Source organism: Enterobacter cloacae complex sp. P17RS (assembly GCF_014895885.1).
In the GTDB taxonomy this organism is placed as follows: domain Bacteria; phylum Pseudomonadota; class Gammaproteobacteria; order Enterobacterales; family Enterobacteriaceae; genus Enterobacter; species Enterobacter bugandensis.
Genome location: NZ_JADBQK010000003.1, coordinates 566,412 through 578,041, shown reverse-complemented (window position 1 = coordinate 578,041; position 11,630 = coordinate 566,412). Strand labels below are relative to the sequence as shown.

Genomic DNA, 11,630 nt, shown 5'->3' with positions numbered 1-11,630 from the left:
CAGCCCGCACATTTTTCACCCATTCACAATCGCCAGCGTAAACCCATCCCATCCCTTAACCCCCACCGTTTGCAGCGCGGTGGCGGTTAAGCGCGGGTTATCCCCCGTCATCTCGATAAAACGCCGCACGCCCAGCACGCGCGCGTCGTCGCTTTGCCCGTTAATGACCTCGCCGTCGCGGACCACGTTATCGCCGATGATCACCGTGCCGGGACGGGAATAGTGCAGCGCCCACTCCAGATAGCCGGGATTGTTTGGCTTATCGGCATCAATAAAGATCAGGTCGAACGGCGGAACGTCACCGAAATTCTCCAGCGAGTCCAGCGCCGGGCCTTCTATTAATTCAATACGATCGTTCAGCCCCGCGAGGCGAATATTCTGGCGGGCAACATCGGCATGCGTTGGGTCCGCCTCGAGCGTAATCAGCTTTCCGTCCGGCGGCAGGGCGCGCGCCATCCAGATAGAGCTATAGGCACCCAGCGTACCGATCTCAAGAATGCGTCTTGCCTGCGTCATGCGCACGAACAGCGCCAGCAGCTGTCCCTGATTGGCCGCAACATCGTGTTCGGGTAGCCCGGCGCGTTTGTTGTTTTCAAGAACCTTCTGAAGAACCTCATCCTCAGGGATAAGCGAAGAACTCATGTAATTATCTACTGCAGACCATTGTTGTTGCATAGATTGACTCCTTGAGAGAGATTGCCGGGTGGCGGCTACGCCTTACCCGGCCTACGGGTGCGAAATGCAGGTCCGGTAAGCAAAGCGCCACCGGGCAGGTTTTCAGGCACTGACCCATCCTCCGCCCAGTGCTTTATACAAATCAATCTGCGCCAGCAGCAGGTTATTTTTTACCTGCACCACGCTGGTCTGGACCGAGTACAGCGTGCGCTGCGCGTCCAGCACGTCAAGATAGGATGAATAACCGTTGCGATAGCGGTTCTGCGCAATGCGCAGCGTCTCCCGGGCCACATCCTGCTGGGCAAGCAGTTCCGTCAGCTGTTCCTGATAGCGCGTAATGGCATCAAGGCTGTTGTTCACTTCGGCAAACGCGTTACGCACGGTTTTTTCATACGCATACAGCGCCTGGTTACGCTGGGACTGGGAAATATCCACCTGCGCGTTCAGCGCCTGGCGGTTCAGCAGCGGGGCGAGAATGCTGCCGCCTGTGCTCCAGAGCTGGAGCGGGTTATCCAGCAGGCCGGAAAGGGTGCGATCCTGGATCGATCCGGTTGCGGTCAGATTGATCGACGGCAGCAGGCTGGCGCGTGACGCGGCAAGCGAGGCATCAGCCGCGACCAGCTGTCGCTCGGCCTGCACGATATCCGGCCGACGATTCAGGAGCGTGGAGGGCAGCTGTGACGGCAGAGTGAGCGGCGTTAGCGCCGCAAAGCTTTCGCTACGCGCTACCGCACCGGGATTGCTTCCCAGCAGCAGGCTCAGGGCATTCTCCTGCTGCGCAATCTGATGCCGCAGCACGGGCACCTGCGCTCGCGTTGAGCGAAGCTCGGAATCCGACTGCATCAGCTCCAGGCGCGAACTGTAGCCCGTCTCAAGCTGGCGTTTGGCAAGATTAAACGCCTCTTCGCGCGATTTCAGCGTGGATTCGGTCACGCGCAGCTGTTCATCAAGCGAGAGCAGGGTGACGTACCCGGAGGCAACGGACGAGGCGACAGTGAGATCCGCAGCCGCGGCGGCGGCTTTTTGCGCCTCCAGCGAGGCTTCGGCGGCATTGGACGTGCTGCGGTTGACGCCCCAGATATCAACGTCATAGCTCGCCGTCAGGCTGCCTCTGTACAGCGTGCTGTAAACCGGAAGCCCAGTGGCGGCGGATTGCGAACGGGCGCGCGTCCCGGTTACGCCCGCGTCGAGCGAAGGAAACAGGCTGCCGTCGGCGGCAAAGACCCGCGCCTGATATTCGTTTATCCGCTCGCGGGCAATCAGCACATCGCTGTTGTTTTTTAGCGCCTGGTCCACATAGCGGTTCAGGTCGTTGTCATGAAAATTGCGCCACCAGAGCTGTTCCGTCGGGCTGGTTGGCCCTGAGACGGTGCGCCATTGAGCCGGAATTTGCAGGGTCGGCTGCGCCGGCTTGACGTCAACGGACTGGCATCCGGCCAGCATGAGCGCCCCCACCAGCGCGGCTATCGGGCGAAGGATCATCACTTCGCCTCCCGCGTATCAATCGTCACCTGTACCGACATACCCGGACGCAGCAGCGCAGACTCTTCAGGCTTACCGAGCACCTCAATGCGCACCGGAATACGCTGGGCGATTTTGACAAAGTTGCCGGTGGCGTTGTCCGGCGTGATAGCGCTGAATTCAACTCCGGTCGCCGGCGAGATGCTCTCTACGCGGCCCTGATACGCTTTGTTGTTTAAGGCATCGACGGTAAACTTCACCGGCTGACCGACGCGCAGCTCCGCCAGCTGGGTCTCTTTGATGTTGGCAATCACCCAGTGCTGCGGCGGTACCAGCGTAGTGAGGTGCGTTCCGGCGGTCACGTACGCGCCGAGACGCACGGCAATCTGGCCGAGCTGGCCGTCGCGCGGGGCGATAATGCGGGTGTTTTGCAGGTCAATCTGCGCCAGCTCCAGCGCCGCTTTGGCGTTTTCAACATCTGCCTCCAGCGCGCCGCGGTTCACAATCACCGTCTGCAGATCCTGACGCGACATCTCAAGCGTGGCTTTCGCCTGGTCGATATCTGCGCTGCCCTGAGCCGCACTGGCCAGCGCGGCATCGCGCTCGCGTATGGAAAGCGACCCATCCGCCGTCAGATCCTTCACGCGCTTTAAATCCGCCTGGGTTTTCAGGCTCTGGGCGCGGGCATTTTTCAGCGCGGCTTCATTTTTGGCAATGGTCGCTTCGGCGCTTTTCCGCTGCTGCAGGTTGTTATTCAGCGCGGCAATTTTCATCGCCAGCTGCGCCTCGGCCTGATGGACGCGCTGACGATAGATGCGGTCATCGATCTGCAGCAGCAGATCGCCTTTTTTGACCTGCACAAAGTCCTGAACCTTCACCTCGGTGATATAGCCGTTAACCTGGGGGCTAATGAACGTCGTCTGGCCGCGCACGTAGGCGTTGTCGGTAAACTGCGCGTGGCGGGTAAACGGCGGCAGCTGCCAGGCGTAAAGAATGACCAGCACGCCGACAATACCGATGGCAGCGGCGGTGAAAACGGAAACAATGCGCACATTTTTGCGGGTGTTGGCCTGCTCTTTGGCGGCATCCTGCTGACTCATAAACTCTCCAGAAATATTACAATTATTTGTTGCCGGTGGCGTTCTTCAGCGCCATACGGGCAGTAATGCGCAGGCGCAGCAAGCGCCATAAAATCCAGACCAGCGTGGCGGCAGCGATGCTTGCCGTCAGCAGATAAGTATCGTTATAGGCCAGAATATTTGCCTCAAGGCTGGTCACCGTCTGTAGCTGGGTAATGGCCTGCGTTCCCAGCAGCGTACTGTCGCCAATCAGGCTTTTATACATCTGGGTATAAAGCTGAATCCGCTCGTTGACCAGCGGGTTAAGCGTGGTGAGCTGATCCGCCAGCAGGCTGGAGTGGTATTTCTCGCGCCAGGTCTGGAAAGTGCCGAGAATCGCCGATCCCAGCAGGCCGCCGAGGTTCTGGCTCATGCCAAACATGACCGAAAAGCTGACCAGGTTACGGGGGTCGGCAATTACCCCGCCAATGGCGGCCAGCATGGCGGGCGCCAGGAAGAAGGCGCTGCCGAAGCCCAGCAGGAACTGGCTGACCATCAGCTGATCCGGGCGGGTCAGGTTATTGGACTGGCTGTCCAGCAGCGAGGCAACAATCATCAGCGCCAGAGAGGTGATAATCGGCCAGGCCAGCTTTGTGGGCTTGATGGTGAGGCAGCTGGTGACGATCCCGCAGACGATCCCGGCGAAAATGGACCACGCCAGATGGGTCATCTGCTCATTCTGTAACCCCACGTACTGCAGCCAGCCGATGACGCCGGTATTTTGCTCCGCCAGCACGATGCGGATCAGCAGCATGATCAGCCCCAGGCGAACGATGCTGCCGCTCGACAGCCAGCGGGTGTTCAGCAGCGGGTTGGCGCGGTTATGTTCAAACACGATGGCGGAAACAATCAGCACCAGCGATAGCGCCAGCGACCAGCCGATCCACGGCGCCTCGAACCACCAGTCAAGACGGCCTAAAGAGAGCACGGCGCAGAGCAGGGCCATTCCGGGAGCCAGTAAAAAGAAGGTGACAAAGTCTTTCTTCTCGAAGACCTTGCGTCGGTCACCCGGAGGCAGTTTTAAGGCGATTACGCAGGCCAGGGAGATCAGCGCCAGCCCCAGCTCAAAGAAATAGAGCCCGCGCCACTCGTCCAGCTGGAGAAGCTCAGTGGAAAACAGACGCGCCAGCGGAATAGCGAGTGACGATCCGGTGATCCCGATGGTAAGCGCCTTCAGGCGATGCTTCGCAGGCCAGGCCTGGATTTGGTAGTAAATCCCCAGCGAGCTGAGCGCGGCGGCCACCATCCCGTGCGCGGCGCGTACCATCAGCGCGGAGCTGAGGTCGTTAACGAACAGGTGGAAAAAGGTGACCAGCACGTACAGCACCAGAAAACCTTCCGTAAAGGCGCGAAGGCCGTACTGTTGACGAAATTTGACCAGCAGCAGGTTAATGGAGATGTTGGTCATCACATAGACTGCGGGCAGCCAGGCGATTTCGGTCGACCAGGCCCCGAAGGTCCCCTGCAGGTTTTGCAGGTTGGCGGTGACCACCGCATTGCCCAGCGCCCCCGTCAGGCAAACCAGCAGCCCAACGACGCCATAGGCGACGCGTTTTGGGGTACTGTGCTCGGGGGTGGAAGGCGAACCCAGCAGGGCGGGTTTCTCATGGGGCTGCCACTCGCGAGGAGCATAAGGGTCGCGTTCGGGCAGGCGCATAACGTCATTACCTTAGAAATGATTGAATAATTAGCGGGCTAGCGATTCTACGTCTGCCGCAAATGATAATTCAAGTGAATATGATTTGCGCATGTTAATCAAATGTACGAGAGAAATTTAAGGAAAAAGAGCGGCCCGATGTCGCCGTTGTGTTGAGAACCTGAAGTCGCTACCCTGAAGGGATAGAGAGAAGGAGTTCATCATGGAACAGACCCATTTTCCCATCCTGCCGGATGCCACACTGGCGGCCATTAATACTGTCGGTGAATGGCTGGCGCAGGACGACCTGAGCGGCAGCCGCCAGCCCCCGGACGTCGATGCGGTAATTCTGGCAGGGAACGCGGTGATCCCGACCATTGAGGCAGCCTGCCGTATTGCCGCGCAGCGAGAAATCCCGCTCCTGATTAGCGGCGGTATTGGTCATTCAACCGCGTTTTTATATTCAGCTATCGGCAGTCATCCGCGTTATCACACCTTACAAGTCGAAGGGCGGGCCGAAGCGAGCATTCTCGCCGACGTTGCGCGGGCGTTCTGGCAGATCCCCGAGGCGTGCCTGTGGGTTGAAGAACGCTCCACCAACTGCGGTGAAAACGCGCGCTTTAGCTGGAACATGCTGAAAGAGCGTCAGCGGACAAGCGGGCGCGTGCTGGTGGTGCAGGACCCAACGATGCAGCGCCGCACGATGGCGACGTTTGCCCGCGTGTGCCGCGATGAACCCGCATCACCGCAGTGGATCAGCCATCCCGGGTTTACGCCAGCGCTGCAAAACGGCACAGAGGGCGTGGAGTTTAGTGGGGTCAACGCCGGGCTGTGGCCCGTTGACCGGTATCTGTCGCTGGTTATGGGGGAACTGCCGCGCCTGTATGATGACGTCAACGGCTATGGCCCGGCCGGGCGGGATTTTATCGCCCACGTTGCCTTTCCGGAGGCGGTGACTGCCGCGTGGAAACAGCTACAGCAGGATCCTGTCCTGAAGGGCGCACGTAAAATAATTTAGGCACGGAACAATCCCCTCGCCCCATTGGGGAGAGGGTTAGGGTGAGGGGAAAATCACAGCGCCGCAAACTTATCCAGCGTCCGTACCAGCTGCGTCACAAACCCATACTCGTTGTCATACCAGGCAACGGCTTTCACCAGCTGCAGGTCTCCCGCTTCTGACACCTCCGTCTGCGTGGCGTCAAACACCGAACCATAGTGCGAGCCAATCACATCTGACGACACAATCTCGTCATCGGTATACCCGAACGATTTATTCCCCTGGGTCGCCTTTTTCAACGCGGCGTTGATCTCCTCGACCGTCACCTTTTTACCCAGAATCGCTACCAGCTCGGTTACCGATCCGGTTTTCACCGGCACGCGCTGGGCGTGACCCTTTAGTTTGCCGCTGAGCGCGGGGATCACCAGGCCGATGGCTTTCGCCGCACCGGTGGTATGCGGAATAATATTTTCTGCCGCCGCCCGTGAGGCGCGCAGATCTTTCCCGCGCGGGCCATCCACCAGCGCCTGGGTGCCGGTATAGGCATGAATGGTGGTCATGGTGCCCACTTTAATTTCAAACGCGTCGTTCAGGGCTTTTGCCAGCGGGGCGAGGCAGTTGGTGGTGCAGGACGCGACGGAAATAATAGTATCACTGGCGTCAATGGTATCGTCATTCACGCTATAGACGATGGTCTTCATCTCACCCGCGGGCGCCGAAATCAGCACTTTCTTCGCACCGGCGTCCAGGTGCGCCCGCGATTTTTCTTCTGAGGTATAAAAGCCGGTGCACTCCACGACGATATCCACGCCCGCGGCTTTCCACGGAATGTGCTTTGCCTCTTTTTCGGCGTACACCGCGATGGTTTTACCGTCGACAATCAGCGCATCCTCGGTGAAGTCCACGCTCCAGGGGAAGCCACCGTAGTTGGAATCATGCCTGAGCAGGTAGGCCAGGACTTTCGGGGAGGTGAGGTCGTTAATGGCGACGACGGTATTACTGTCCTGGGTTTCAAGAAGGCGGCGCAGCACAAGGCGTCCAATGCGTCCAAATCCGTTAATGCCAATTTTACTCATGGTGTTCTCCTGTGAACGTGTCGATACGACAGTTTGAACTCATCCAGGCTTAGACCATCACGGGCAGGGCAGCAATTGAAGATGCTTCATGCGAGGGGAAGTATTTGAAAAACCATACAGAAAAGTTAATGAATTTTTAAGGAAAGGAGATTATGTTGGCGCGGTGACTGTTTTTTTTCAGGAAATCCCATGCGCACTAAATATACAAGCCTGCAAATCACGATTCACTGGCTGGTGTTTTTGTTAATCGTTGTCGCCTACTGCGCGATGGAATTCAGAGGCTTTTTCCCGCGTTCCGACCGACCGCTTATTAACATGATCCACGTCTCCTGCGGCATCTCGGTTCTGGTGCTGATGGTGGCGAGATTGCTGATCCGCCTGAAGTTTCCCGCACCGCCCATTCAACCTAAACCCAAAGCGATGATTACCGGTATGTCCCACCTTGGGCATCTGATCGTCTATCTGCTGTTTATTGCGCTGCCGCTGATTGGCATTGTAATGATGTATAACCGTGGAAACGACTGGTTCGCCTTTGGTCTGGCGATGCCTCACGCGGCGGAGGGGAATTTTGACCTGGTGGATGTGCTGAAGGAGTGGCACGTTACGCTGGCAAACCTGGGCTATTTCGTGATTGGTCTGCACGCCTTTGCGGCGCTGATGCACCACTATTTCTGGAAAGATAATACTCTTTTGCGCATGATGCCGAATAAGCGTCAGTAATCTTTAACTCGTGCCGGGCGGCGCAGCGCCACCCGGCTTGTTTTTTAACCCAGAAGAACACGCTCTTCATCAGTTAACGCCAGCGTCTGCGTTGACCCCGTCTCTGACGATTTCACCGCCGCTTCCAGAACAGCCATGACCGCTAACGCCTCGACAGGGTGAACGGGATTGGCGATCTTCCCGAGCATCGCATCCCGCACGTTGATGTAGTACTGCCGCTGATCGCCCTTTGGCGTGGCAATCGTTTGGGGTTTACCATCAGCTCCGAAGAACACCATGCTGTCGTCGTCTTCGCCCCAGGCGTCGCTGCCGGGGATTACGCCAGCCAGCAGCTGCGCTTCCTGCTGATCGATTCTGGCTTTCACCACGCTGCCTTTGTCCCCGTGAACGGTAAAGCGCGCCGTACCGCCAGCCACCAGCATGCTGGCGTGCAGAACCACCTTATGATCCGGGTAATTGAGGACCACGTGCGCCCAGTCGTTAACCTCTGCGCCGTCGCGCAGCGTGGCGATATTTCCCTGAACAGACTCTGGCAGGCCAAACAGCTGGAGCGTCTGGTCGATCAGGTGAGGGCCCAGGTCAAACCACAGACCGCTGCCGGGGACGTTCTGCTCGCGCCAGCGCACGCGCACTTCCGGGCGGAAGCGGTCAATATGCGACTCCAGATGCTTAACCTTGCCAACCGTGCCTTGCTCAATAATCTGCTTAATGCCGAGGAAATCGCTGTCCCAGCGGCGGTTGTGGAAAACGGAGAGCAGAAGCTGCTTTTCATCCGCCAGGGCAATCAGGTCCCGGGCTTCCTGCATATCCAGGGTGAAAGGCTTATCCACGACCACGTGTTTTCCCGAGTTCAGGGCCAGCGTCGCCAGCGGCGCGTGGGTGGCGTTAGGGGAGGCAATGACCACCAGGTCGACATCAGGATGTTGAATGGCTTCTTCGGGCGTGGCTACCACCAGCACATCCGGAAGATCGCGCTTCACTTTCTCTTCATCACGGGAAGAGACCACCGCCAGCTTGAGCCCGTCCACGGACTGGATCAGCGGGGCATGGAAGGTTTTACCGACAAAACCATACCCGATCAGCGCAATGTTGATTGTTTGAACTTTACTCATGACCTTCTCCACGTTATTGCGCGCACACCGTGACCCGTAATGCGCCAGGGTCCCCAAGCTCAGGCCAGGGACGATCTAAAAAGAGTTGATGAATATCGGCGAGTCCGGAGACCAGATACGGCTCGCAGCGGTTAACTTTCAGGTGATCGGCAACAATCCAGTGCGCATGGCTTGCGGCGAGCATCGCGCGTTTCACCTCGGCATCCGCTTCTTTACCGGCACTCAGACCGAGTTCGGCATGAAGGGCGCACGCACCGAGAATGGCGATATCGGCCCGATAGCGTGACAGCAGGGACAACGTGGCGCTGCCGGCAAACAGGCGCTGCTTCGGGTCCCATTTTCCGCCGAGCAGAATAAGCTCAATGTCTCCCCGGTCGCTAAAATGCTGGGCGATATCCAGCGAGGTGGTGATCACGGTGTGAGGTCCCTGCAGAAAAGTGGCGACGGCCATCACCGTACTGCCGGCATCCAGAAACAGGGTGGAACCCGGCGGAACCGCCTGCGCAACCTGTTTCCCCAGGCGCTGCTTGGTTTCCGGCAGCAGGGTATTGCGGCCCTGACGATTCATGGCCGAAAGATTCAGAGCAATAGCCCCGCCGTGATTCTTCTGGGCAAGCCCCTGATTTTCCAGATCGGTCAGATCCCGACGAACGGTATCCGCCGAAACCTGCAGCTTTTCTGCCAGCTCGGTGATGCTGGCCTGACCTTGTTCACTGAGAATATCAAGGACATAGCGTTGACGTGCGGTTTTGTGCATGGGCAGCAATCCTGCAAAATGTCGCAATAAATCGCATAATACAGCATTTTGACGCAGAAGGAAGGGGCATCATAAACCAGGTTGATGTTTGATTATTGGAATTATATTAAGCGGATATCATTAAGCCGTTCTGAATGTTAACCAGAGTGTTAATGTTATGTTTTAATCAACGATTTGGGTTATGTAACCAACGCATTGTCATTAATTGGTGGAATGTGCTGATATGAAATTAAAATAAAGCATTTAATGTCTGATTTATGTTTTTTATTGGAATTATTTTTCAACAAATCGATGGCTCTTACTTAAGTTGACACTTCTTTGAAAATCTTTGTGTCTGACCCGCTCAGAAATTAACGCAAAAATGTGCGCAGAGGAGATTAAGAATTTTCCTTAAATTACAGTGTGTTTTGATGTTTCATCTGAAAGGCTACTTTCGGAGTTTTGTCCAGAAACCCCATGTTTTTTCTTATATGTAACACCGCATTAACATTGTGGGTGTAGTGGCCTATACCACATTTTGTTATGCTGCAAATCAACTTATGAAATAAGTAATTTCTTAAATTTAATAAGACAAAGGCGGATCTCATCTCCATCGGAAATGGGTATGGGGAGCTTTACCTGAAATTTAGCGAGGAAGTTAAATAAGATATTTGTCTAATTATCTGTACCTCTTTTTGGGTAATTGCTTGAGTATCACTCAGAGTCAGGGAGATAAAATGACGATATTACGCAAGCCTGTTTCACGCCAATTTATAGCTACGCTGGCGTTAATTTCATTAGCCCTAAATACGGCTTATGCCAATAGTGGCGCGGTAGGTATTGCCCCGATGGCAACGACGACCTTAAAGGAAAGTATTCTTTTCGCTATCGATCGCGATCCGTCAATTAGCCAGCAGGCCGCGCAGTTAGGTATTGGTCAGGCGCAAATAGACGAGGCGCGCAGCGGCTGGATGCCGCAAATAGCGTTGAACGGGAGTACGGGGCATAGCCAGACCACCGATTCCAGCGGTTCGCTGAAGAACTCTGCGGCCTGGGGGGTGAGCCTGACCCAGCTGATATACGATTTTGGCAAGACCAACAACAGCATCAGCCAGTCTTCCGCACAGCGCGATAGCTACCGCTACCAGCTGATGAGCACGCTTTCTGACGTGGCGGAAAAAACGGCGCTCGGCTACGTGGAGGTCAAACGTTATTCCGACCTGCTACAGGCGGCAAAAGAGAATGTTCAGGCACTGAAAAACGTGGAGCAGCTGGCAAAACTGCGCGCCGATGCGGGCGTGAGTTCCACCTCCGATGAACTCCAGACCCGCACGCGTATTGCCGGCATGCAGGCGACGGTGGCGCAGTATAACGCCGCGTTGAACAGCGCCCGCGCAAGGCTCGCGGTATTAACCGGAATGCAGGCAGATCATTATTCGCCGGTACCCGCAAACCTCGCCGTTGAGCCGGATTCGCTCAACCGCATTGATTATTCGTTAATACCGGCGGTAATGGCCGCGCAGAATATGGAACGTTCGGCCCAGTATGGCGTTGAAACGGCGAAGTCCCAGCACTGGCCAACCCTGAGCCTGAAGGGGGGACGCACGCGTTACGAGTCGGACAACCGCTCATACTGGGACGACCAGATCCAGCTCAATATTGACGCACCGCTTTATCAGGGCGGCGCGGTATCCGCACGCGTGCGTCAGGCTGAGGGTGCACGGGCGATGGCGTCCTCTCAGGTCGATCAGGCGCGTTTCGACGTGCTGCAAAAGGCCTCCGTCGCGCAAGCTGACTGGACCGGCGCACGGGGAAGAATGGAGGCCGGGAAGCGGCAGCTGGAAAATGCGCTGCGGGCCCGCGAGGTTTATAAAAATGAATACACCCTGAGCAAGCGGAGCATTAATGATTTGCTCAGCGTTGAGCAGGATGTCTGGCAGGCCACGTCGGCAAAAATAATCGCCGAGTATGATGGCTGGAGTTCGGCAATTAATTATGCTTCCGCGGTTGATAATTTAATGCCGCTTATTGGAATAGAGAAAAACGCTGCCGCAAAATTACCCGATTTGAGTTAACAAAAGCCACGCATAGCTGCACGA

10 protein-coding genes are annotated in these 11,630 nt (G+C 56.6%); 3 read left to right on the top strand and 7 right to left on the bottom strand.

The features are described 5' to 3' along the window. Window positions 1–15 precede the first annotated feature (15 nt). The 4 genes from IM265_RS03615 to IM265_RS03600 all read right to left on the bottom strand — a co-directional run bounded on the left by IM265_RS03615 (window position 16) and on the right by IM265_RS03600 (window position 4,911). The gene (locus IM265_RS03615) at window positions 16–675 is read right to left on the bottom strand and encodes an O-methyltransferase (RefSeq protein WP_193030578.1); all 660 of its coding nucleotides are present in this window, start codon (window positions 673–675) and stop codon (window positions 16–18) included. Window positions 676–777: 102 nt separating this feature from the next. Continuing rightward, on the bottom strand, window positions 778–2,157 hold the full coding sequence (locus IM265_RS03610; protein WP_193030836.1) for an efflux transporter outer membrane subunit: 1,380 nt from the start codon (window positions 2,155–2,157) through the stop codon (window positions 778–780). Next, window positions 2,157–3,236: an HlyD family secretion protein gene (locus tag IM265_RS03605; protein ID WP_028013076.1), complete on the bottom strand. Its 1,080-nt coding sequence runs from the start codon at window positions 3,234–3,236 to the stop codon at window positions 2,157–2,159. The genes IM265_RS03610 and IM265_RS03605 overlap by 1 nt, the downstream gene beginning before the upstream one ends. A 22-nt stretch (window positions 3,237–3,258) precedes the next feature. Then, window positions 3,259–4,911, bottom strand: a complete 1,653-nt coding sequence (locus IM265_RS03600; RefSeq protein ID WP_032644875.1) for an MFS transporter — start codon at window positions 4,909–4,911, stop codon at window positions 3,259–3,261. A gap of 202 nt (window positions 4,912–5,113) precedes the next feature. Between IM265_RS03600 and IM265_RS03595 the strand changes: the two genes are divergently transcribed. Further along, window positions 5,114–5,908 (top strand): YdcF family protein, encoded by a 795-nt coding sequence (locus tag IM265_RS03595; protein WP_193030580.1) that lies wholly within the window; start codon window positions 5,114–5,116, stop codon window positions 5,906–5,908. Window positions 5,909–5,961: 53 nt separating this feature from the next. On the opposite strand, the gene gap is transcribed toward IM265_RS03595, so the two are convergent. Next, complete coding sequence (gene gap, locus IM265_RS03590; RefSeq protein WP_028013079.1) at window positions 5,962–6,963, bottom strand: type I glyceraldehyde-3-phosphate dehydrogenase; 1,002 nt, start codon at window positions 6,961–6,963, stop codon at window positions 5,962–5,964. Between the two features lie 189 nt (window positions 6,964–7,152). Between gap and cybB the strand changes: the two genes are divergently transcribed. After that, complete coding sequence (cybB, locus tag IM265_RS03585; protein ID WP_032644876.1) at window positions 7,153–7,683, top strand: cytochrome b561; 531 nt, start codon at window positions 7,153–7,155, stop codon at window positions 7,681–7,683. Between the two features lie 44 nt (window positions 7,684–7,727). Here cybB and IM265_RS03580 read toward each other — a convergent pair whose 3' ends face one another. Continuing rightward, the gene (locus IM265_RS03580; RefSeq protein ID WP_193030582.1) at window positions 7,728–8,795 is read right to left on the bottom strand and encodes an oxidoreductase; all 1,068 of its coding nucleotides are present in this window, start codon (window positions 8,793–8,795) and stop codon (window positions 7,728–7,730) included. Window positions 8,796–8,808: 13 nt separating this feature from the next. Continuing rightward, window positions 8,809–9,552, bottom strand: a complete 744-nt coding sequence (locus tag IM265_RS03575; protein ID WP_136485889.1) for a DeoR/GlpR family DNA-binding transcription regulator — start codon at window positions 9,550–9,552, stop codon at window positions 8,809–8,811. Window positions 9,553–10,268: 716 nt separating this feature from the next. Here IM265_RS03575 and IM265_RS03570 point away from each other — a divergent pair. Further along, the gene (locus IM265_RS03570; protein WP_041910078.1) at window positions 10,269–11,606 is read left to right on the top strand and encodes a TolC family outer membrane protein; all 1,338 of its coding nucleotides are present in this window, start codon (window positions 10,269–10,271) and stop codon (window positions 11,604–11,606) included. Window positions 11,607–11,630 lie beyond the last annotated feature (24 nt).

Bases quoted from the DNA above. Each gene is read 5' to 3' on its own strand.
- IM265_RS03615 (WP_193030578.1), bottom strand. From the start codon at position 675: ATGCAACAACAATGGTCTGCAGTAGATAATTACATGAGTTCTTCGCTT.
- IM265_RS03610 (WP_193030836.1), bottom strand. From the start codon at position 2,157: ATGATCCTTCGCCCGATAGCCGCGCTGGTGGGGGCGCTCATGCTGGCC.
- IM265_RS03605 (WP_028013076.1), bottom strand. From the start codon at position 3,236: ATGAGTCAGCAGGATGCCGCCAAAGAGCAGGCCAACACCCGCAAAAAT.
- IM265_RS03600 (WP_032644875.1), bottom strand. From the start codon at position 4,911: ATGCGCCTGCCCGAACGCGACCCTTATGCTCCTCGCGAGTGGCAGCCC.
- IM265_RS03595 (WP_193030580.1), top strand. From the start codon at position 5,114: ATGGAACAGACCCATTTTCCCATCCTGCCGGATGCCACACTGGCGGCC.
- gap (WP_028013079.1), bottom strand. From the start codon at position 6,963: ATGAGTAAAATTGGCATTAACGGATTTGGACGCATTGGACGCCTTGTG.
- cybB (WP_032644876.1), top strand. From the start codon at position 7,153: ATGCGCACTAAATATACAAGCCTGCAAATCACGATTCACTGGCTGGTG.
- IM265_RS03580 (WP_193030582.1), bottom strand. From the start codon at position 8,795: ATGAGTAAAGTTCAAACAATCAACATTGCGCTGATCGGGTATGGTTTT.
- IM265_RS03575 (WP_136485889.1), bottom strand. From the start codon at position 9,552: ATGCACAAAACCGCACGTCAACGCTATGTCCTTGATATTCTCAGTGAA.
- IM265_RS03570 (WP_041910078.1), top strand. From the start codon at position 10,269: ATGACGATATTACGCAAGCCTGTTTCACGCCAATTTATAGCTACGCTG.